The sequence below is a fragment of the Amorphus coralli DSM 19760 genome (assembly GCF_000374525.1).
Lineage (GTDB): Bacteria > Pseudomonadota > Alphaproteobacteria > Rhizobiales > Amorphaceae > Amorphus > Amorphus coralli.
Genome location: NZ_KB894573.1, coordinates 60,558 through 80,662 on the forward strand (window position 1 = coordinate 60,558; position 20,105 = coordinate 80,662).

General features: G+C 64.8%; 21 protein-coding genes. 3 read left to right on the forward strand and 18 right to left on the reverse strand.

Going from position 1 to position 20,105, the window contains the following annotated elements; all coding sequences use genetic code 11:
• Positions 1 to 134 precede the first annotated feature (134 nt).
• On the reverse strand, positions 135 to 668 hold the full coding sequence (locus C507_RS0111040; RefSeq protein WP_018699758.1) for a pilus assembly protein TadG-related protein: 534 nt from the start codon (positions 666 to 668) through the stop codon (positions 135 to 137).
• Positions 668 to 1,114 carry a TadE/TadG family type IV pilus assembly protein gene (locus C507_RS0111045; RefSeq protein WP_083923482.1) on the reverse strand — a complete coding sequence of 149 codons (447 nt, stop codon included), beginning with the start codon at positions 1,112 to 1,114 and terminating at the stop codon, positions 668 to 670. The genes C507_RS0111040 and C507_RS0111045 overlap by 1 nt, the downstream gene beginning before the upstream one ends.
• Positions 1,115 to 1,217: 103 nt before the next feature.
• Here C507_RS0111045 and C507_RS0111050 point away from each other — a divergent pair, with 103 nt between their 5' ends.
• Positions 1,218 to 1,754, forward strand: a complete 537-nt coding sequence (locus C507_RS0111050) for a prepilin peptidase (protein ID WP_018699760.1) — start codon at positions 1,218 to 1,220, stop codon at positions 1,752 to 1,754.
• A gap of 3 nt (positions 1,755 to 1,757) precedes the next feature.
• Here C507_RS0111050 and C507_RS0111055 read toward each other — a convergent pair whose 3' ends face one another.
• Both C507_RS0111055 and C507_RS0111060 read right to left on the reverse strand, forming a co-directional pair.
• Positions 1,758 to 2,951 carry a CaiB/BaiF CoA transferase family protein gene (locus C507_RS0111055; RefSeq protein ID WP_018699761.1) on the reverse strand — a complete coding sequence of 398 codons (1,194 nt, stop codon included), beginning with the start codon at positions 2,949 to 2,951 and terminating at the stop codon, positions 1,758 to 1,760.
• A gap of 45 nt (positions 2,952 to 2,996) precedes the next feature.
• Positions 2,997 to 3,758, reverse strand: coding sequence for an enoyl-CoA hydratase-related protein (locus C507_RS0111060; RefSeq protein WP_018699762.1), 762 nt, complete (start codon positions 3,756 to 3,758; stop codon positions 2,997 to 2,999).
• Between the two features lie 300 nt (positions 3,759 to 4,058).
• On the opposite strand from C507_RS0111060, the gene C507_RS0111065 reads away from it, so the two are divergent.
• On the forward strand, positions 4,059 to 4,970 hold the full coding sequence (locus C507_RS0111065; RefSeq protein ID WP_018699763.1) for a LysR family transcriptional regulator: 912 nt from the start codon (positions 4,059 to 4,061) through the stop codon (positions 4,968 to 4,970).
• A 15-nt stretch (positions 4,971 to 4,985) separates the two neighbouring features.
• On the opposite strand, the gene C507_RS0111070 is transcribed toward C507_RS0111065, so the two are convergent.
• The 3 genes from C507_RS0111070 to C507_RS0111080 are packed head-to-tail and all read right to left on the reverse strand — an operon-like array spanning position 4,986 to position 7,966.
• Positions 4,986 to 6,494, reverse strand: coding sequence for a tripartite tricarboxylate transporter permease (locus tag C507_RS0111070; RefSeq protein ID WP_018699764.1), 1,509 nt, complete (start codon positions 6,492 to 6,494; stop codon positions 4,986 to 4,988).
• 12 nt (positions 6,495 to 6,506) lie between these two features.
• Positions 6,507 to 6,956 (reverse strand): tripartite tricarboxylate transporter TctB family protein, encoded by a 450-nt coding sequence (locus tag C507_RS0111075; RefSeq protein WP_018699765.1) that lies wholly within the window; start codon positions 6,954 to 6,956, stop codon positions 6,507 to 6,509.
• Between the two features lie 32 nt (positions 6,957 to 6,988).
• Positions 6,989 to 7,966: a Bug family tripartite tricarboxylate transporter substrate binding protein gene (locus C507_RS0111080; RefSeq protein WP_018699766.1), complete on the reverse strand. Its 978-nt coding sequence runs from the start codon at positions 7,964 to 7,966 to the stop codon at positions 6,989 to 6,991.
• Between the two features lie 297 nt (positions 7,967 to 8,263).
• Between C507_RS0111080 and C507_RS0111085 the strand changes: the two genes are divergently transcribed.
• On the forward strand, positions 8,264 to 8,743 hold the full coding sequence (locus C507_RS0111085) for a MaoC family dehydratase (protein WP_018699767.1): 480 nt from the start codon (positions 8,264 to 8,266) through the stop codon (positions 8,741 to 8,743).
• Positions 8,744 to 8,779: 36 nt separating this feature from the next.
• On the opposite strand, the gene C507_RS0111090 is transcribed toward C507_RS0111085, so the two are convergent.
• The 11 genes from C507_RS0111090 to C507_RS0111140 all read right to left on the reverse strand — a co-directional run bounded on the left by C507_RS0111090 (position 8,780) and on the right by C507_RS0111140 (position 19,701).
• On the reverse strand, positions 8,780 to 9,439 hold the full coding sequence (locus tag C507_RS0111090) for a helix-turn-helix domain-containing protein (protein ID WP_018699768.1): 660 nt from the start codon (positions 9,437 to 9,439) through the stop codon (positions 8,780 to 8,782).
• 46 nt (positions 9,440 to 9,485) lie between these two features.
• Positions 9,486 to 9,845 (reverse strand): hypothetical protein, encoded by a 360-nt coding sequence (locus C507_RS0111095; RefSeq protein WP_018699769.1) that lies wholly within the window; start codon positions 9,843 to 9,845, stop codon positions 9,486 to 9,488.
• 24 nt (positions 9,846 to 9,869) lie between these two features.
• Positions 9,870 to 10,568 (reverse strand): tetratricopeptide repeat protein, encoded by a 699-nt coding sequence (locus C507_RS0111100; protein ID WP_018699770.1) that lies wholly within the window; start codon positions 10,566 to 10,568, stop codon positions 9,870 to 9,872.
• On the reverse strand, positions 10,565 to 11,656 hold the full coding sequence (locus C507_RS0111105; RefSeq protein WP_018699771.1) for a Rieske (2Fe-2S) protein: 1,092 nt from the start codon (positions 11,654 to 11,656) through the stop codon (positions 10,565 to 10,567). Before C507_RS0111105 ends, C507_RS0111100 begins: the two co-directional genes overlap by 4 nt.
• A 78-nt stretch (positions 11,657 to 11,734) precedes the next feature.
• Positions 11,735 to 14,104, reverse strand: a complete 2,370-nt coding sequence (locus tag C507_RS0111110) for a N,N-dimethylformamidase beta subunit family domain-containing protein (RefSeq protein WP_018699772.1) — start codon at positions 14,102 to 14,104, stop codon at positions 11,735 to 11,737.
• Positions 14,105 to 14,266: 162 nt separating this feature from the next.
• A complete protein-coding gene (locus C507_RS0111115) occupies positions 14,267 to 14,707 on the reverse strand; it encodes a N,N-dimethylformamidase alpha subunit family protein (protein ID WP_018699773.1) in 441 nt (146 codons plus the stop codon).
• 94 nt (positions 14,708 to 14,801) lie between these two features.
• Positions 14,802 to 15,500 (reverse strand): urea ABC transporter ATP-binding subunit UrtE, encoded by a 699-nt coding sequence (urtE, locus tag C507_RS0111120; RefSeq protein ID WP_018699774.1) that lies wholly within the window; start codon positions 15,498 to 15,500, stop codon positions 14,802 to 14,804.
• Positions 15,500 to 16,249 carry an urea ABC transporter ATP-binding protein UrtD gene (gene urtD / locus C507_RS0111125; RefSeq protein ID WP_018699775.1) on the reverse strand — a complete coding sequence of 250 codons (750 nt, stop codon included), beginning with the start codon at positions 16,247 to 16,249 and terminating at the stop codon, positions 15,500 to 15,502. Before urtD ends, urtE begins: the two co-directional genes overlap by 1 nt.
• A gap of 2 nt (positions 16,250 to 16,251) precedes the next feature.
• Entirely contained in the window at positions 16,252 to 17,367 is a 1,116-nt protein-coding gene (gene urtC / locus C507_RS0111130) for an urea ABC transporter permease subunit UrtC (RefSeq protein ID WP_018699776.1), read from the reverse strand.
• A gap of 55 nt (positions 17,368 to 17,422) precedes the next feature.
• Positions 17,423 to 18,307, reverse strand: a complete 885-nt coding sequence (gene urtB / locus C507_RS0111135; RefSeq protein ID WP_018699777.1) for an urea ABC transporter permease subunit UrtB — start codon at positions 18,305 to 18,307, stop codon at positions 17,423 to 17,425.
• Positions 18,308 to 18,393: 86 nt separating this feature from the next.
• Positions 18,394 to 19,701: a transporter substrate-binding domain-containing protein gene (locus C507_RS0111140; RefSeq protein WP_018699778.1), complete on the reverse strand. Its 1,308-nt coding sequence runs from the start codon at positions 19,699 to 19,701 to the stop codon at positions 18,394 to 18,396.
• Positions 19,702 to 20,105 lie beyond the last annotated feature (404 nt).

The window sequence follows — 20,105 nt, forward strand, 5'->3', positions numbered from 1 at the left end:
TTTTCATGAAGCGCACCTTGAGCGCCCGGGCGCAGGCAGGACCGGCGACTGCATCTGATCGCCGGGCGCCCCTGCTTCTGGCGTCCGACCAGATCGTGTCCGGCCCCTGCCGACCGGATTCGTGAATTCATCACCTAATCCCTCGCCGCCACCAGCCGCGCCACGCACGCTGCCGCGCCCGGACCGGCATCGAGACAGGCGGTTTCGTCGTAGGCGGCCGCAGCGCCGGCCGACACGTCGATCCGGTGCAGACCGCCGACGGTGAGGATCACCAGAGGCAGGCCATTGCCCGCATCGACGCTGCGCGACAGACCGACCGAGACGGCTGTCGCCGGCGTGGCGCGCGCCTCGAAGCGTGCGCCGTCCCAGCTGCCGATATGGATCGTGGCTGTCGGGTAGTCGCCCGCGCCCGGCTCCCCGGCCAGGTTGGCGTCCAGAAGGGCCGAGGCCGCGCTGCGTGCCGCCGCCTCGTCGGGCAGTTCCCGGGCAGCCGCCAGCGCAGCCGCCTCCGCGGCGATGGTCATCCGGGTGCGGGTTGCATCGATCATCAGGAGATCGACGCCCGCCAGGCAGAACAGAAGGATCGGCAGCACCAGCGCCGCCATGACCAGCACCGCGCCATCCTGGTCGCGGGCGAGTGCCCGTATCGATCGTTCGAGCCCCCGCATCAGAGCCGATCCGACGGCTCGGCCCGCATCACCACCCGGGTGGTCAACGGCTCGCCGACGAGGCCGAGAATGCCGGTGACCGTGGCGTGCTGGAACGGGATCGACACGACGACCGCCACGTCGTCGGAGCCCAGCCCGGCCTCCTCCACGTCGACCGTGTAGGGGCCCGCACCGAAAAGGCGGCTGCGCGTCATGGCTTCTGCCTCCGCAGCATCCCCGGCATGCAGGGCGAGCAACCGGGTGCCGTCGCGCGCTCCGCTCAACATCGAGGCGTAGGTGGCGTGCAGCATGATCACGTCGATCGCCCCGAAGATCAGCAGCAGGAAGACCGGCAGGACGATGGCGAATTCCAGCAGCGCCCCACCACGCCTGTCGCGACGCAGGCGGCGGCCGAGCACACCGACACGCAGTACCACGGCTCTCGGACGACGGACGGAAGCCGGCATGGCCACTCCCCAGAGATCGCTGTCTTATAAATGCAACCGCTCCCCCTTTAATCGCTCATGACGGGAACTGGATGACAGCGGCACAGCACCGAGGAGTGCGATCGTGGACCATGCGTTGACCGGCGACCTCATCGGCTGGGTCGCAGCCCTGGTCCTGGCCATCCAGTTGCTCGCCGTGGCCTGGAGCGACTTCCACACCTTCACCATCGGCAACCGGATCTGCATCGCGCTCGTTGCGACGGTTGCGGTGGCGGTGCTTCCCGGCCTTGCCGGCCATCCGGTGCTCGGCTTCGGGCCGGCGAACCTTCTCGTCGGCGCGGTGTTCTTCGCCGCCGCCTTCCCGCTCTGGCTGTGGGGGCGGATCGGGGGCGGCGACGTCAAGCTTCTGGCCGGCTGCGGCGCGATTGCCGGACCCGCCTGGTGGAGCGTGTTCCTGCTCCTCGCCTCGCTCCTGTCGCTGATCGCGATCGCCGCGCTGCTGGCGGTGCGGCACTGGCCGGTTGCGGCCGGCGCGCCCGCCGCGGACCAGTGCGACAGCCTCTGGCAGACCTATCGCGCCACCCGGCACCTGCCCATGGGCGTGCCGCTTGGCCTCGCCGCCCTCGCAATCCTCGGCCTGCGCCTGATGACGCAGGTCTAGCCGTCACCCATCGTCGTGTGGGGGCTTGAGCCGCGACAGGACTTCGGCCGTGTGCTGGCCGAGCAGCGGCGGCGCGGTCTCGAAAGCCAGCGGCGCTTCGGCGAACCGCATCGGCGAAACCACCGAGGGCACGCTTCCGGACAGCGGATGCGGCAGGTCCCGCAGCATCTCGCGATGGCGGACCTGAGGCTCCGCCAGCACCTGGGGAACGGTGTTGATCGGCGCGCACGGCACGTTGCGCTCGGTCAGTACCTGGCGCCAGTCGGCAAGGTCGCGCTCCTGAAGCCGGGCGCAGATGAGCGGATGCAGCGTGTCGAGATTCTCCACCCGCGCCTTGTTGGTGGCGTAGCGCGGATCGTCGGCCAGGTCCGGCATCCCCAGCGCATCGGAGAACCGGCCGAACTGCTCGTCGTTGCCCACAGCGATCACGATGTGGCCGTCGCGCACCGGGAAGATGTCCTGCGGCTGAATGTTCGGATGCTTGTTGCCGGCCCGCTTCGGCGCCACGCCGGAGACCAGATAGTTCATCGCCTGGTTGGCAAGCGTCGCCGCCGCCACGTCCAGCATGGCGATGTCGATCGTATCGCCGCGGCCGGTCTCCGAACGGCGCGCCAGCGCGGCAAGAATCGCCACCGTGGCGTACATGCCGGTCATGATGTCGACAATGGGAACGCCGACCTTCTGCGGGCCGGCGCCGGGCTCGCCGTCTGGAACGCCGGTCACGCTGAGGAGGCCGCCCATCGCCTGGATCATGAAATCATAGGCGACGTCCTTGGCCATTGGGCCATCCTGGCCGAAGCCGGTAATGGAGCAGTAGATCAGGCGCGGATTCAGGGCGCGCAAATCGTCCGGTCCGAGCCCGTAGCGCTTCAGCGAACCGGCCTTGAAATTCTCCAGCACCACGTCCGCCTGGCGGGCGAGCGCGCGCACTGTCTCCTGCCCTTCAGGGCTGGCGAGATCGATTTCGACCGACTTCTTGCCCCGGTTCACCGACAGGAAGTAGCCCGACTCGCCCGTCTCTTCCCCATCGCTGGCCTTCAGATAGGGCGGCCCCCAGCGGCGGGTGTCATCGCCGACGCCGGTGCGCTCGACCTTGATGACCTCCGCTCCGAGGTCAGCCAGCGTCTGGCTCGACCAGGGACCGGCCATGATGCGGCTCAGATCGAGTACTGTGATGTGGGAAAGCGGACCTGTCATGGAGGGCACCGGAAAAGAAATCTTCGGGGAATCGGCAGTGACGGTTCAGCGGCCCTTGAAGACCGGAGCGCGCTTTTCCAGCGTCGCGGCAGTCGCCTCGCGGGCATCCTCGGTGCGCATGAGGAGCGTGCTGAACTGCTGCTCGATCTGGTAGCCCTCGTCGACGGGCAGGAACTCGATCTGGTTGAGCGCCTGCTTGCCGTAGCGCAGGCCGAGCGGCGCTTTGGTGGCGATCCTCGCGGCAAGCGCCCGAGCAGCAGGCATGAGCTCATCCGGCTCCGTAACCTCCTGGACGAAGCCAAGGCGCCAGGCCTCCGCTGCGTCGACGGGATCGCCGGTGAAGAACATCCTGCGCAGCATGCCCTGAGGGAAATGACGGCCGAGATGCGCAGCGCCGCCACAGCGTCCGACGTTGATCTCCGGCATTGAGAAGCGCGCAGCACTGGAGGCAATGCGGATATCACAGACCGAGGCGAGCACCGCGCCCGCGCCCAGAGCCGGCCCGTTGACCGCGGCGATCGTCGGCAGCGCGCAGTCGCGGATGGACTTGAAGCAGCGGCGCACGGTGCGGGCCCGGGCCGGATCTTCCTCCACGGTCGCGGCGAGAAATTCCTTCAGATCGAGGCCGGCGCAGAAGGCCCGGGTGCCGCTGGCGGTAAACAGGACGCAGTTGATTCCGTCCCAGGTATCCGCCGCCTCGAAGGCTTCGGCGATCTCGCGGTAGTTGGCCAGCGTAATGGCGTTCACCGGCGGGCAGTCGATGGTGATCTCGGCGACGCCCTCCGCAAATGTTACGTCGATGCCCATGGGCGTTTCCCTCGTTTCGCGGCGCTCAAGCGGCCATCCTTGTTGAAACCGGTGACGTCGCGCGACGCGTGTCGCGGACGCTAGACGCACCCTGCAACCAACGGCTCCATTGTCCAGATTCCGGATCTGCAAAGGTCCTTGCGAAAATCTGCGTGCTCACCGGTTCGCGGCCGGCGCGCCGCAAGGTTTGCGCCGGATCGAATTTGCGGGTGCCGGCGCGCACCGACGGCGATAAGGTCGATGGTTCTCCCGGCCGACGGACGCGCGCCGGCACCCAAGGACGAGACACGCCGTAAACGCATGAACTGGCTGCACGCCGTCAAAGTCTTCCGAGAGGTCGCCCACCACGGCTCGCTGTCCGCCGCCAGCCGCCGGCTCGGCATGTCGCCGGCCACTGTTTCACGCCACATCTCAGCACTGGAGCACGAACTGAGGGCCACCCTCTTCCATCGCTCCAGCCGACAAATGAGCCTCACCGAGGCCGGCCGCATCTACAAGACGCTGATCGAGCCCATCGTCTCCCAGATCGAGGAGGCGAGCCTTGCCGTGGAAGGTCTTCAGTCGACCCCACGTGGAACGCTGCACGTCCACTCGCGCATGATGGTCGGCCAGCAATATGTCGTGCCGCTCTTGCCGAAATTTCTCGACCTCTACCCGGAAGTGGACGTCGATCTGACCATGTCGAACTTCGAGATCGACATCGTGGAGAAAGGCCTCGACCTGGACATCCGCATCGGCCGTCTGAGCGACAGCACGCTGCATGCGCGCAAGATCGCCACCAGCCGACGGGTGGTCGTCGCCTCCCCCAGCTTCCTGGAAAAGCACGGAGACCTGCTGCACGAGCCCGCGGATCTGGCCAATGTGAGCTGCCTCACATACCGGCTGCGGATGGGCTCCATCATTTGGCGCTTCCGGCGCGGCACGGAGGAGGTGGAAGTCCCTGTCTCCGGCCGGCTTCAGTCGGATAACGGCATGTCGCTGCTGTCCGCCGTGCTCGACGGAATCGGCGTGGCCCTGATGTCGGACTGGGCCGTACGGGACGCGATCGCCGACGGCCGGCTGGCGCCGCTTTTCGTCGACTACAGCGCCAGCCACAGCGACTACGAGAACGGCATCTACGCTGTCTTCGAAAAGCGCGAGTTCCTGCCGCAGAAGACGCGCGTCTTCATTGATTTCCTCTGCTCCGAGCTCGCTTACCTGAACCAGGGCTGAGGCCGAGACCGGCGGTCAGGTCGGCACGCGCCGACCGACCACCCTTCGCCCGAGCGGCTTGAGCGCCGGCAGCACCAGGATCACCGCCGTCAGGGCAATGAACGTCGCCGCGATCGGGCTGCCAATGAGCACCGTGAGATCGCCGCGACCGATGAGCAGGGCACGGCGCAGATTTTCCTCGATCATCGGGCCGAGCACGAAACCGAGCAGCAGCGGCGCGGCCGGAAACCCGCCGATCATCATGGCGAAGCCAAGAACGCCGAAGCCGATCATGAGGTAGATGTCGAAGATGTTGGAGCGCACCGTGTAGACGCCGATGCACATCAGGAACAGCATACCGACATACAGCGCCTTGTAGGGAATCTTCAGGATTGACACGAACACGCCGATCAGCGGCAGGTTCAGGAGCAGGAGCATCAGGTTGCCGATCCAGAAGCTCATGATCAGCCCCCAGAACATCTGAGGCTGCTCCAGCACGAGGCCTGGGCCCGGCGTGATCCCATGGATGATCAGCGCGCCCAGCAGCACCGCCATGATCGGATCGCCCGGGATGCCCAGGCTCAGTGTGGGCACGAAGGCCGCCTGGACCGAAGCGTTGTTGGCTGATTCCGGTGCTGCAATGCCCTCGACCGCACCGGTGCCGAAGATCTCGGGTGTGCGGCTGACACGCTTTTCGATGGCGTAGGACAGGAACGAGGCAATCGTCGGCCCTGCCCCCGGCAGCATGCCGATGAAACTGCCGATACCGGTGCCGCGCAGCATCGGCAGCACGCTGCGACCAACATCCTCGCGGGTGGGAAGAAGCGCGCGCAGCGAAACCGTGGTTACGCGCGGATGGTCGGTGCTGCCAAGCGCCAGGTTGTTGAGGATCTCGGCGATGCCGAACAGGCCCATGACCAGCGCGACCAGGCTGACGCCCTCCGCAAGTTCCATAAAGCCGAACTGGTAGCGCAACTGGCCGGAGTAGATGTCCATGCCCACGACGCCCAGGATCAGGCCGAACACGACCATTGCCAGCGCCTTGATGCGGGAGCCGGAGGACAGCGAGGACGCCACAACCAGGCCGAAGATCATGATGGCGAAATATTCCGCCGCCCCGAACCGATAGGCGAAGGACGCGATCAACGGCGCCAGCACCATCAGCAGCACAATGGCCAGCGACCCTCCGACAAAGGACGCAATGCTGGTCATCGCCAGCGCCACACCGGCCCGCCCCTGCTTGGCCATCGGGTACCCGTCGAGGCAGGTGATGGCATTGGTCGCTGTACCCGGAATGTTGAGCAGGATCGACGCCGTGGAACCGCCGTACTGGGCTCCGTAGAAGATCCCGGCCAACATGATGATGGCCGTCGTCGGATCCATGTAGAAGGTCAGCGGCAGCAGCAGCGAGATCGTCGACAGCGCGCCGATGCCAGGCAGGAGGCCAATGACCGTGCCGACGAAGACACCGATGAAGCAGAACAGGATGTTCGACGGCGCCAGCGCGACCTGCGAGCCGAGGGCGATGTTGTTCAGGAGATCCAACTGAGGAACCGCCTATAGCTTGAGGAAGGGCAGCGGCAGGCCTAGCGCCTCGACGAACAGGAGATAGCCGGCTCCGCACAGGACCACCACCAGCCCCGCAAGCAGGGCGGGCTGCGGCCGACCGGAGGCAAGTGAGGCCAAGAGGATCAGCGCGATGGTGCCGGGTGCAAGCCCGAAGAGCGGCGTCAGAACCGCCCAGGCGACCAGCCCACCGAAGACGCAGGCCACGGCCATCCAGCGGATGCGGCGGGGTCGGTCCGCCGCCACCGGCACGCGAACCAGAGCGGAAATGACGAGCAGCACGCCGAGAACGGCCAGGGCAACTCCCGCAGCGAAGGGGAACAGCCCCGGCCCGATGGTGCGCAATGACCCGAGCCCGTAGTCCAGCGCCTGCAGCGTCACCAGAAGCCCGACGAGGGCAACGATGACACCGCTGGCGAGGTCGGTTCTGTGAACGCTCACTGGATCGATCCGGACTGCGGGCGCCGGCGACGCTACTGGATGCTGATTCCGGCTTCGTCGATCACCTTACTCCAGAGAGCGCGGGCGTCGGAAACCGTCTCCTGAAGGTCTTCCGGCGAACCACCCTGGGCAATCACCGACATGGAGGTGAGCTTGTCCTTGATGGCCGGGTCGGCGAGCGCGTCATTGATCGCGCCATTGAGCCAGGCAACAGCCTCGTCAGGCATGCCGTCCGGGCCAATCACGTAGACCATGCCGGACGCGGCGAAGCCCGGCAGCGTCTCGCCGATGGTCGGCAGATCCGGCTGCGCATCGATGCGCTCCGGGGTTCCGACGGCGATCAGCTTCATGCTGCCGTCCTCCACCAGCGGCATCATCGCCGAATAGGAATCGATCGCCATCTGGACCCGGCCGGCGACCAGGTCGACGATGGCCGCGCCGGTACCCTGGTAGGGAACGTGCTGGATGTCGACGTCCGCCAGCGACTTGAAGGCCTCGCCCGCGAGATGGCTCGAGGAGCCGACGCCGGAGCTGGAGAAGCTGACCTCGTCGGGGTGCTCCTTCAGATAGTCAACGAGCTCCGGCACCGTGTTGGCCGGGATATCCGGGTGGACCACGAGCACGTTCGGCACCAGGCCGATATCGACGATGGGCTGAAAGTCGGCTTCCGCGTCGTAGGGGAGCGACTTGTAGAGATAGGGATTGAGGATCTGCACGCCCGGCGTGGCGGTCAGGATGGTGTAGCCGTCGGCGTTTGCTCCGGCGACGGTCTGCGCACCCACGGAGCCGCCCATGCCAGGACGGTTGTCGATCACGAACGTCGCACCGGTCTGCTCAGACACCTTGCCGGTCACCATGCGGGCGATGGAATCCGTTGCGCCACCGGCCGAGAACGGCACGACGACGGTGATCGGCTTGTCGGGATAGGACTGCGCGTTGGCTGCGCCCGGGAGCGCGGCCGCAGCGGCGATCCCCATGGCCGCGGCCACGACGTGGCGACGAGTGAACATGGCATTTCCTCCAGGATGGTTCTTGCTTGCGGACCCTAGGAAGTCGGCTCTTGCGCAAACAAGCTGCCTGTCCGGCAAGCACCTTTTCGGAATCTAAAAAGCGTGCACCGCGTCATTTGCTGACGAATAAAGGAGACGACAAGCACTCATGGACGCCGCACGCAGTCGTTTCCAGTGGCCAGCCTCGGACGACCGCCGCGATGTCAGCCACAGACGCTCGCAGTTTGCGCGCGACGGCGGGACGCCAGGACCGTTAAGAAGACGGCAGCCAGTGCACGAATGCAGAGACGATCCATCATGACCCAGCCGCATCCGCCGATCGAGCCTGCCGACTATGCCGCCATGACCGGCCGGGAAGTCGGGCTGTCGCGCTGGTTCACGCTCTCCCAGCGCGAGATCGACAAGTTCGCCGCGTGCACCGGCGACCGGCAGTTCATCCACACGGATCCCGATCGCGCGCGGAACACGCCGTTCGGCGGGACCATCGCGCACGGTTTCCTGACGCTCTCGATGCTGGCGGAAATGCTGCGCGACATTCCGGCCGTCGCGGGCGTGTCGATGAGCGTGAACTACGGTCTGAACCGGATGCGGTTTCTTTCGCCGGTCCCCGTCGACAGCCGTGTCCGGGGCCGGTTCGTCCTGCAGGATTACGACGAGATCGCACCCGGCCAGGTCCAGACGACCTATGCCGTCACCGTCGAGATCGAGGGCAGCGAGCGGCCGGCCCTCGTGGCGGAGTGGCTCGTGCGCCATCATCTGGGTGCTGCCGCCGCCTGAGGCAGCCGGCGGATGCGCGGCAGACCGACGGCCTTCTCAGGCCTGGTCGCGATTGTAGATGATCACGGAAAGGTAGGTAGCCGGCAGCTCGATCAGGGCTTCCGGCCCGTGGTGCGCAAAGGAATCGAAGAGAATGGCGTCGCCCGCACGCAACTCGTAGATCTGCTCGCCGTGGCGGTAGGCGACACAGCCGGACAGCATGTAGATGAACTCCGATCCGGCATGCTTGAAATGGGGATAGGGGATGGCGTCCTCGTGCAGCTCGATCAGGTAGGGCTCGACGATGACGTCGGCCCTCAGCCCATGGCCGAGCAGCCGATAGATGTGACCGACCTTGGTACCACGCCGGTCGATGATCACGCCCTGACCGTTCTGCACGTAGGAACAGTCGCGCCGCTCTTCCGATTCCGCGAGCAGGCTGGACATCTGGAGGCCGAGCGCACCGGCAATCGCCTGAAGCTTGGTCAGGGAAGGCGAGATCTGACCGTTCTCGAATTTCGACAGCATCCCGCTGGAGATGCCCGCGGCCTGCGCGAGGTCGCCTATGGAGAGGTCCTGCTGGCGTCGCAGGCGCCGCACATGCGCTCCGAGCACACGCTCCAGCGGCCTTTTCTCATTGGATGGGGCCAGCGACCCGGTCTTCAGGTCTTCAGCCAGTGCGGGATCGGATCGGGTCCAGTTGGCATCGTTTGACATGTTCGATTCCCGCTGTCTGCGATGACGGCCGCGTCGATCCCTGGGGTCACACTCCCGGTAACCCTTCTTCGGCCGACACCCCGTTCGCGCGCGGCATCTCGCCTCCCGGCAACGACGCCTTTTCCCGGTACATGTAGACCCAGTTGTGGCTAGCCGGGGGAACGGGAGCCGGCTGGCCCATGACCCGGCAACGCCCGGTCATGAATTCCAGAACGATCTCCGCCGCCCTGGGGGTCGCCGCCGGCTTGCCGATGAAGACATAGTTGTCGGGCTCCAGGCCCTCGCTGGTCAGGGCCTCCGCCGGAGGCCGGTCGGAGAGCCCGATCCGCCAGTCGGACCCGTCGCCACCGAACTCCTTGATGGCACTCAGAAGGTCGAACTTTATCTGCTGCACGCTGAACGCCATGGATCCACTCCAGATGAACCGAGACTAGTGAGTGACGACCCTGAACACGGCACGCTCGGACACCTCGCGGGTGCGGACCTGCCACTCCTGAACGAGCTTCATCGCCTTCGCCTTCTCGTCCGACGACATCTCGTTGACCACGCGTTCCAGGATGGTGAGCGCGGTCCCCACGCCGTGCTGGGCTGCCAGAGACAGCCAGACGAACGCCTCGACCCTGTCCTTCTCCACGCCGAGCCCGTTGCGGTAGCAGTAGCCGAGCCGCGCCTGGGCCGGGTAATGGCCGCCTTCCGCAGCCAGCCGGTAGTACCGGACGGCCTCATGCCAGTCCTGCTCCACCCGTTCTCCCGCCGAAAGAACCGTGGCGAGGTTGAACTGGGCGGCAGTGTCACCGGCATCGGCGGCGCGGCGAAGCCATGCGAGGCCGGCCTCCGGGTCCGCTTCCGCCGCGCGCCCCTCGACAAGCATCACTCCGAGATTGGTCTGCGCCTGCGTGTTTCCGAGCTCCGCCGCGCGTCTGTAGCAGGCCAGCGACTCCTCCTCCGAGCGCGGCAAGCCGTGCCCGTTGGCATGGCAGGTGGCGAGCCACATCCAGGCGGTCGCATCGCCCTCCTCCGCGGCCGACCTGAACACCGCCAGCGCATCGTCGTATTGACCGGCCTCATAAAGGGAGGCCGCATCGTCAAGCGTCACGGCTGCAGCGCCGTTGATCATGGCAGCGCTCATATCAGGTAGTTCCTCGTACCCTGGTAGATTGGCATCTCGCTGTTCTGGCGGGGCATGGAAGCCACCCGCTCGATCAGCATCTTCTGGCCCCACAATCCCGAAGCGTCGGTCTGAGGCAGCGACGTCGCGGCGGCCTGATCACCGGCAGCCGACGCTTGGCGGACATCGCGCTGAAGTGCCTCGGCCGCCTGGCCGCACCGCCGGACCTCGCCGATCCAGCCATCGATGCTGGCGGGCACTCCTCCGGCGGAGAAGACCTGGACCCTGTACAGCGTCTTCTCGATCGCCGTCTGCTGGACGATGACCAGACAGCTCTCCTCGCCTGCCGACAGCACAACGGCGTTCGGGAAGATCCAGTCGGCCCGAATGGCCCCGTCCGGTCCGGTACGGCGACTGCTCAGCATGCGGCTGGTGCTCGCCACGCTCTCGCCAGAGGCGAGCGCTTGAGCGGACAGCTTCCAGTTCGCATCGAACTCGAGCCACTGGCCGTGGACATGGGTGGCGTCCGGGGACGAAAGGGTCTCCGGCAACGCGATGCCGCCGAGGACCTCTTCGCGACAGTCCGGGTCGAGGTTGGCGAACACGACGGGGCCGACGGTGGCCACGGCAACGGGCAGGAGCCGTTCCGGGCGAAGGCCGAGATACTGATGCATCGTGGGCAGGTTGTCCCCTTCCGCGGCCATCGAGATCGCGCCGCGATCGCGGCTATAGCCACAGGAGGTGAACGAGCATTTCGTCTTCACGCCGACCTGACATTGGGCCGGCACCATACGGCAACCTCCGTGCTGCGCCTTGTTGAAGCGGCCGACGAGGCGTCCGGCCGCTTCACGCTGCACGTGAATGCCGTGATAGCCGACGGTGAACGGCAGGAGATCGCCTTCTTCCGGGACTTCGGACGTGGTGCCCAGCGCGATCCACGATCTCGTCCAGACTGCCTCGTCCTCCAGATAGGCAAACGTGTTCGAACGGTAGGCCACCGGCGGCAGCAGGGTCGCGCTTCCGAGCGCGCCGCGCGCTGCCTGGTAGAGGGTTGGATCGGCCAGGTCGAGGCCCTCGTCGAAATAGCCGAGGTCGGGACGACGGGACATGACGAAGCCTCCTTTGTTTGGTTGGTTTCGATGGTCCGCGGCGACAAGCCGCCGCGGACCGGTTTGGCGGGGCCGTGCTCAGTAATCGGCGCGGCCGCGATACTTGATCTCCTCGGCCGGCGGCGGCGGCAGCGGGCCATCGACCATGAACCGATCCAGCACGTTCTTGGTGAGCCGCGAGATGTTGTTGTCGCAGTTGTTCCAAGGCAGCGAGCCGCAATAGGCGATCGACGAGAACGAGAAGCAGGCGCCACCATTCGGCGTCTCGTGATAGGCGATGTCGCCGCGCACCCGGGGATGGGTGGTGCCGTCGAGACCCTGCTGGTTGAAGCCGAAGTCCTCCATCACGAGCAGGTAGGCCTCGGTATGGCGGCCGGCCGACGTGGCGACCGTCAGGGTGTGCGGCGGCGAGCCCAGCGTGGTGTCGACGATGTCGAGCTCGAGACCGGCAGCACCGCCGCCGACGAGGCCGAAGTTGCCGAGCGGCTCATCATAGTCGATGCCATCCATCGCCCAGGAGACCCGGGGGTTCTTCGCGTCCGGCGTGAACGAGAAGTAGCTGGAGATGTCGAAGCCTTCCGACGACATGCCCACCCCCGCGACCGAGTGCAGGTAGCGGCCGCGATAGCGCCACATCCCGCCGAGTTCGCCGGTGCCGGCGTGGTAGTACTCGCCGGGATCGGCACGCCAGGTGCGGATACCGGACTCGCAGCGCCGCATCTCGGTGACGACACCGCGGCCCTTGTCGTCATAGGCCGGGTGGAAGGAATGCACCCAGTACCAGGCGTCGGCGCCCATATACATGAGCCGGCCGCCGCGCTGGGTGTAGTTGTGCAGGGCATCGAGCTGGGTGCCCGAGTTATGCTCCGGATGCGAACCGGTGATGATGACGTTGTAATTCTCCAGCCGCGCCAGACCGTCATAGGTCAGGTCCTCGTCGGTGAAGACGTCATACTCGTACCCCATCGTCTCCAGCCAGTAGATCAGGTGGAGATCGGCCGGGTACTGCCACGGCGCCTGTGCCAGGAAGTGGTCGTATTTGGGTCGGATCGACAGGATCGGCCTGAGCCGCGACGAGAAGCAGATGCCGGTTCCGTCAGTGTGGGTGTCGTAGATCGAACCGCCATACTCCCGGTGCTCGGCCAGGAACATGTTCTGGTGCTGCATGATCGGCACGCGATAGACAAACAGCTCCGCGCCACCCGCGTTACAGGCAACGTGCTCGTTGGCGTAGGCCATGTAGCTTATGGTCGGGACCATAAAGGCGATCTTGGACTGTTCCTCGCCGATCCGGGGAACGACCCAGAACGGGATATAGTCCTCGTCCCCTTCCGGGGTCGTGAGCTTGGCCGCGAAGAAGCGGCTCTTGCAGTCGGCCGGGACCGTCCACTCGAAGTCGATTTCCCAGCGGGCATCGTCGACGTCGTCGTCGTGGAAGTGGATCGCCCCGTACTCCTTCGGAGCCTCCTTCCAGTCGAAGACTGTCCCGGACCAGTTGTGCCCGGTCATGCCGCGGGTGGGCAGGTTCACGAGCTGCGCATCGAACCGATAGGGACCGCAGTCCTTGGCCACGATGGTGTCGATGCCCTCGGAGAACTCCCACGCCGCCACGATGACTTCCGACAGCGCGCCGGTCGGGCCGGAGTTGCGCCGCTCGGTAAGCCCGGGCTGTGCGCCGAGCTTCATCGTCTCGATTTCCAGTCGCGACAGCGCGACCTTGCAGATCCGGGGCGTGTCGAGCTTACCGTTGTACTTGCCGGCAAATGTCACCCCGGCAGGCATTGATGACTGCGCGAGCGGGTCGTCCGTCATGCTTTCGGTGTAGGCGGCGAGTGCGACGGGAGCCGGAGTGTGGATGATGGCTTCGCTCACCGTCGTGGAGACCGGCTCGACGACGGGATCGAGCGCGTACTGGATCTGCGGCTCGTGATAGAGGATCAGTTCGCCGGTTTTTGCGTCGAACGTCGCGGCGACAAAGTGCCAGGCGTGATCGCGCAGCGGCGTCGGGCTGGCGAGCTTGGTGCCGTTGACGCGCACCTCAACGTGACCTTCCGGATTGATGAAAAGCCCGTAGCCCTTGTCATCGATCCACTTCGTCACGAGGCCCTGGGAGCCGTGCTTCCAGTATTTCGGATGGGTCTTCGGCGTGGTCGGCCAGATCCAGCATTGGATCGTGAAGCTCTCGACCTGCAACGGCTTGGCATCGAGCGCGTAGCCGTAGGAGCCGGAGTGGATGATCTGCTTCCGGCCGGGGAGCGTCTCGTCGAGGCTCCCGGCGACGGGCTTCTCGATGAAGCCGGGTCCGCGCGGATTGGTATCGCCGTTGATCATCTGGACGATCTCGGCCTTGTACTCGGACGGCCCGTCACAGTTCACGTAGAACTTGATCGTGTCGCCCGGGTGGACACCGAACCGGTCCGCATAGCCGGTCAATCGCATGGCAGACATGGGGGTTTTCCTTTGACGATAGGTTGAGCGAGGCCGTTCGCGCTCCCGACGAAGCGCGGCATGCCGTTCAGTCGTTTCGGTTTCGTCGGAGGCGGCCCGGGCGCCGGTCGATTAGCCCGCGACGCTCAGGCCGTCCCGTTTCCTACGAACGCAGGGCCGGAATCACGTCACCGGCCAGTTGTCGTCGCGCCGCTTCCAGCCCTCGGTGTAGTGCTCGGGGAAACCTGCGGTCTCCGGGAGTTCCTCGAGCCGAAGCAGGAAGATGTCGTGCTGGGCGTCCTGCTCGTTGGTGTAGACCTTGTCGCTGACGATCTCCGGCGGCACGCCACGGATGCCGGAGAGCTTGGCGATGCGCCACTCCTCCTCGACCTTCGTGCAGATGATGATGTACTTGCCGGCCACGGACTCGCCGCGCATGCGCTGCAGCACGCGCTTCAGGTGCGGGTGCTCGTGGACGCCACCGGTAACCACTGTCGTGTCGCCCGGCGTCTCGCACTTCAGGATCGAGAACCCGGCGACCCCCTTCATGGACTCCGTGCACTCCTTGTGCTCCCGGATCATGTCCTCGCGCTCTTTCGTACCCTTCTTCGGTATGGATTCCATCTGAACCTCCTCCGGTTACCCAGTTGCATTCCGCCCCGATTCCAGAGCGAATTCCGCTTCGATCGCGACAGCCGCAGTCCGGCCGTGCAGTCCGCTAGACCGTCATGTGCCGGTGGACCACGTCATCGGTCAGCTCGGAGATCGGCCCCTGCTCGACCACCCGCCCGTTATCCATCATGACGAAGAGATCCCCGAGTTTCCGGGCGACCTTGATGTGCTGCTCGGTCAGGATCATCGTGATCCCGAGATCCTTGTTCAGCATCCGCAGCGTTTCGCCGATCTCGGCGACGATGTTCGGTTGGATGCCTTCGGTGGGCTCGTCGAGCAGCAGGATCTGAGGCTCCACCGCCAGCGCGCGGGCGATGGCCAGCTGCTGCTGCTGGCCGCCCGACAGGAGCCCGGCGCGCCGGCCGAGATTCTCCCGCAGGTAGGGAAACAGCTCCAGGCAGCGCTCGGGGATATCGCCCCCGCCAGATTTGCGCGCGAACCCGCCCAGAAGGATGTTCTCGCGCACCGTGAACTTGCCGAGAATCTGGCGCCCTTGGGGAATGTAGCCGATGCCTTGCTTGGCCCGCTCATCCGTCCGCCGGTCGGTGAGATCTTCGCCGGCCAGCGAGATCGTACCGGTCATCCGGTCGACCAGCCCCATGATGGTGCGCACCAGGGTGGTCTTGCCGACACCGTTCCGGCCGAGAACGCACACGCAGGAGCCCTTCGGAACGTCGAGATCGACATCCTTCAGGATCGGCGTCTTGCCGTAGTAGGAGGTGACTTCGTTCAGCTTGAGCAGCATCACGCATGCTCCTCTTCGGCGCCCAGATAGACTTCGCGCACCCGTTCATCCTTCTCGATGTCGCTGATCGATCCCTGGGCCAGCAGCTGGCCCATGTGCATCACGGTGACGATGTCAGCGATCTGCCGGACGAAGCCCATATCGTGTTCGACGACGATGATGGTGTGGTTCTTCTTGAGCTCATTCAGCATTTCGATCGTCTTGCCGATCTCGTGCTCGGTCATCCCGGCGACCGGCTCGTCGAACAGCAGCAGCGACGGGTTCTGCATGAGGACCATGCCGATCTCCAGCCACTGCGTCTCCCCGTGGGAGAGCGTTCCCGCCATCACGGAGAGCCGGTCCTTGAGGCCGACTTCGACCGCCACCTGCTCCAGCCGTTCCGCACAGCCGGGCACGGTGAAATGGAACATGTTGCGGAAGACGCGGGTCTCGCGGCTGTAGGCGACCTCGAGATTCTGGTGCACCGTCAGCTCGCGGAAGACGGCCGGTACCTGGAACTTCCGGCCGATGCCCCGGCGGGCGATTTCGTGCTCGCTCAGCCCGGTGATGTCGTCGCCGCGGAAGATCACCGATCCCGAGGTGGGCTTTTGCCGCCCGCTGATGAGATCGATTGTCGTGGTCTTGCCGGCTCCGTTCGGTCCGACAAGACACTGCAGGGTGAGTTCGGTGACGTCCAGGCTGAAGCCGTTGATCACCTTGGCCGCGTCGAAGCTTTTGCGCAGATCGTGGATTTCCAGAACGCCGGCCATGATCAGGCCCCCTCCGTGCCAGCTTTGGAGACATCCACCGGAACATCGCCGCCGCGACGGCGGCCACCGGTGGACAGGGCCCCGAGCAGCGATTCCGTCAGTCCGGCGAAGCCACCGGGCAGGAAGCGGACGACCAGGATGAAGAAGAGGCCCAGGATGAGGACCCAGCTGTTCAGGAATTCGTCGCCCACGTAGCTCTGCGCGCCCTGCACCATGAAGGCGCCCATGATCGCCCAGATGAGCGAATTGCGACCGCCAATCGCCGCCCAGATCACCATGGAGATGGAGAAGCCGACATCGAACTGGGCCGGCGAGACATACTGGGTGAGGAACGCCCAGCAGCACCCGGCGAGCGCAGCGATCAGGCCGGACACGGCGTAGACCGCCGTCTCGTAGAAGGCGACGTGGTAGCCGAGGAAGCGCACCCGCTCGGAGTCGTTCTTGAGCGCCTGGACCACCAGGCCGAACCGGCTCTGGGTCAGCAACTTGGCGCACACGGTCGACACAAGAAGCAGAACGAACACCGTCCAGTACGACACGCTTGAATACGGATCGACGACCACGAAGCCCAGATCGAGCGCGCCGGGCGGCGAAATGCCGTTCACGCCGTTCGTGTAGGGCTGCAGATCGATGAACAGGGTGGCGAGGGCGCTCAGGATGGCGAGCGTCATGATCGCGAAGAACGGTCCGGCCACGCGGGCCTGGAACATCAACCCGCCGAAGATCACGTAGAACAGCGTCGGCACGAGCAGTGCGAGGAAGATGCCGGCGCTGGTGTTCCAGAACGGCTCCCAGAAGAACGGCAGCTCCTCCAGGGCGTTGTTCAACATGAACGGCGGGATCGGATTGATGTCCGGGTCCTGCGACTGCATCTGCATGGTCATCGCCATGCCATAGGCCCCGAGGCCGAAGGCAATGCCCTGACCGAGATTGAGGATGCCGCCGAAGCCCCAGCACAGGCTGATGGAGAGAGCCAGCATCCCGTAGACGCCGTAGGTGGCGAACTGGTTGAGGATGAAGGCGTCGTCCTGGACCAGCGGGATGATTGCCAGGGCGATGAAGAACACCGCGTAGACACCCCACTGAAGAGCCTTGTTGTGATAGATATTCTTTTCCATTGCCGCCATCGCTACGCGCTAAGGGATACTGGGTGACGCGCTCGGAACTGGCCGTTCATCGCCGCACGCCTCCTGCCGAGATCAGGCCCTGCGGCCGGAAGCGGAGGAAAATGACGATCAGGATGAAGACCAGGAAGCGGGCGAAGGTGTCGTTGAAGATGAAGGCGAAGATCGACTGCGCCTCGCCGGTCACTCCGCTGGCGATGATGGTGCCGAGCAGCGAGCCGCCGCCTGTCACGACCATGAGGAACGCTTCCACCACGTAGCCCATACCCATGGTCGGCAGCACGATGTTCAAGACACCGAACAGCGACCCGGCGATGCCGGCGAGCCCTGCCCCGAGGGCGAAGGTCATTGTGTAGACGCGACTGGAATTGATGCCGAACGACGCGGCCATCTCCTTGTTCTGCGTGACCGCTCGCACCTTGATGCCGAAATCGGTGCGGTAGAACAGCCACCAGACGGCGCCGATCAGCGCGATCGCCACAGCGAAGACGAAGACGCGGAATAGCGAGATGCTGACATCGCCGATGGCAATGTTCGTCGACATGAAGCTGGGCATCTGGATGTACTTCGGATCGCTACCGAAGATCAGACGCACGCCCTGCATCAGCACCAGGGAGACACCCCACGTCGCGAGAAGCGTGTCGAGGGGCCGGTTGTAAAGATACTGGATCAGCGATCGTTCGATGATCAGCCCGATGACCGCGACCACCAAGAACGACAGGGGAATACAGAGGAAGAAGGGAACACCGAGGTAGTTCTGCATCGTGAAGGAGGCGTAGGCGCCCAGCATGATGAACTCGCCGTGGGCCATGTTGATGACACCGGCCGTGCCGTAGATGATCGTCAGGCCGAGCGCAGCAACCAGGAAGATGCTGGCGATACTCAGGCCGAGGATCAGCGCGTTGATCGACGACGCAAACGTGATGTCGAGCACCTGCAGGCTCCCTCTCGCAATCCGGGGCAATCGATCGCTAAGCGGGGTCCGCGCGCGTCAGGCGCAGACCCCGCGGAACGCGTTCGTCAGATGACGTCCTGGCGGATCGTGCCGTCGGGCGTCTTGAGGCCTTCGGCGGTACAGGTGCCGATGTCCGGATAGATCGAGTAGGGATCCGGCTCGACGTGCTCCGGAGCTTCCTTGACGATCTTGAAGCTTCCGTCCGCCTGGCACTGGCCGATCTTCGGGACGAGCCAGGTGTTGAAGTTGTTCTCGTCGATCCAGACGAGACCTTCCGGCGAAACGTCTGCCTTGACCTCGATGCCGGCGCAGGCGTCGCGCACGACCTTGGAGGTGACCGCGTCGGGCTCGTTCTCCTTCAGCGCCTTCTCAACGGCGTACTTGAACACGTACGCGGAGGTGTAGGTCTCCTCCATGTTGTAGTGGGTGACGCCGTTCTTGCCGTACTTGCTGGAAAGGAAGCTATCCACGAACTTGTTGTTCGTCGGGTTGTCGAGCGCCATGAAGTACGGAGCGGAGAGGAAATGGCCCGCGCCGTTCTCCGCGCCCATCGCCTTGACTTCGATCTCGCCGGTGGTGAGCGATGCGATCGGCATCTTCTCGGCGCTGAAGCCAGACTGGCGGAACTGGCGGTGGAAGGCGATGTCGGATGCGCCCACCACGGTGGAGAAGATGAAGTCCGGGTTGGCGGACCGGATCTTGTTCAGAACCGGGCCAAACTCGGAAGATCCGAGCGGGACGTACTCTTCGCCGAGCAGCTCACCGCCGGCCTGCTCCAGCCAGATCTTGGCGTTCTTGTTCGACTCCTTCGGCCACACATAGTTGGAGCCGACGAAGAAGACCCGCGGGCCGAACTCGTTGACCATGTAGGGAATGAGGTCTTTCGAGTGCTGGTTCGCCAGCGGGCCCGTGCACACGGTGTTCTGGGTGCACTCGGCGCCCTCGTAGCAGGTCGGGTAAAACAGCAGGCTTTCCTGCTGCATGACGATCGGCAGGATCGCCTTGCGGCTGGCCGATGTGTAGCAACCGAAGATCGCGAGTACCTTGTCCCGCAGGATCAGCTCGCGGGCCTTCTCGGTGTAGACCTTGAAGTCCGACTTCGCGTCGATGATGATCGGCTCGATCGGGCTGCCGTCGATGCCGCCGTTGTCGTTGATCTCCTCGATTGCGTACTGCATCACCAGGGTGGAGTCTTCCTCCGGCACGGCGAGACCGCCGGTCAGAGAGAACAGAAGGCCGACCTTGATCGGTTCGCCTTTCTTGATCGACGCGCCCCAGGCCTCCCGGGAAGCGGGAATCCAGACGTGGGGCGCTGCGACGGCGCCAGCCGCTAGGGCTGAGTTCCTAAGAAATTTGCGTCGGCTGATGGCCATTTAAGACCCCCTCCAGGTTCAGCTGCACTACTGCTCGGTCAATCTTGGACGGCTCACGCTGCAATGCAGCATTAAGCCCGTTCTGCGCGGCCTAGTGCAGCTATGAGGGTAATCATTGTCAAGAAAGAAAAATTCCTGAGAGGCAACGAATGTTCCCGTTGGGCAAAATCGATGCACCAGAGGAAATTTCTCAAGGGTGGCTTGAGATACGAAATTGAACAACTTGGATGCCTTTTCTGAACGGGGAAAGCGCATTCGGCCTTTTAATTGTGCAATACTGGACCGCGGTGTGCTCGCCTGTGCGCCATACCCTTGATTGGAACGTTCGGGATCATCATGCAGTGCTGCAAAACAACCGCGGCGCTTGACTACATTTTTTGCAGCGCAGCAGACCCCACACCGAA

Coding starts and splice junctions, on each gene's coding strand:
- C507_RS0111040 (WP_018699758.1), bottom strand. CDS start 668: ATGCGGGGGCTCGAACGATCGATACGGGCACTCGCCCGCGACCAGGAT.
- C507_RS0111045 (WP_083923482.1), bottom strand. CDS start 1,114: ATGCCGGCTTCCGTCCGTCGTCCGAGAGCCGTGGTACTGCGTGTCGGT.
- C507_RS0111055 (WP_018699761.1), bottom strand. CDS start 2,951: ATGACAGGTCCGCTTTCCCACATCACAGTACTCGATCTGAGCCGCATC.
- C507_RS0111060 (WP_018699762.1), bottom strand. CDS start 3,758: ATGGGCATCGACGTAACATTTGCGGAGGGCGTCGCCGAGATCACCATC.
- C507_RS0111065 (WP_018699763.1), top strand. CDS start 4,059: ATGAACTGGCTGCACGCCGTCAAAGTCTTCCGAGAGGTCGCCCACCAC.
- C507_RS0111080 (WP_018699766.1), bottom strand. CDS start 7,966: ATGTTCACTCGTCGCCACGTCGTGGCCGCGGCCATGGGGATCGCCGCT.
- C507_RS0111085 (WP_018699767.1), top strand. CDS start 8,264: ATGACCCAGCCGCATCCGCCGATCGAGCCTGCCGACTATGCCGCCATG.
- C507_RS0111090 (WP_018699768.1), bottom strand. CDS start 9,439: ATGTCAAACGATGCCAACTGGACCCGATCCGATCCCGCACTGGCTGAA.
- C507_RS0111095 (WP_018699769.1), bottom strand. CDS start 9,845: ATGGCGTTCAGCGTGCAGCAGATAAAGTTCGACCTTCTGAGTGCCATC.
- C507_RS0111100 (WP_018699770.1), bottom strand. CDS start 10,568: ATGAGCGCTGCCATGATCAACGGCGCTGCAGCCGTGACGCTTGACGAT.
- C507_RS0111105 (WP_018699771.1), bottom strand. CDS start 11,656: ATGTCCCGTCGTCCCGACCTCGGCTATTTCGACGAGGGCCTCGACCTG.
- C507_RS0111110 (WP_018699772.1), bottom strand. CDS start 14,104: ATGTCTGCCATGCGATTGACCGGCTATGCGGACCGGTTCGGTGTCCAC.
- C507_RS0111115 (WP_018699773.1), bottom strand. CDS start 14,707: ATGGAATCCATACCGAAGAAGGGTACGAAAGAGCGCGAGGACATGATC.
- urtE (WP_018699774.1), bottom strand. CDS start 15,500: ATGCTGCTCAAGCTGAACGAAGTCACCTCCTACTACGGCAAGACGCCG.
- urtD (WP_018699775.1), bottom strand. CDS start 16,249: ATGGCCGGCGTTCTGGAAATCCACGATCTGCGCAAAAGCTTCGACGCG.
- urtC (WP_018699776.1), bottom strand. CDS start 17,367: ATGGAAAAGAATATCTATCACAACAAGGCTCTTCAGTGGGGTGTCTAC.
- C507_RS0111140 (WP_018699778.1), bottom strand. CDS start 19,701: ATGGCCATCAGCCGACGCAAATTTCTTAGGAACTCAGCCCTAGCGGCT.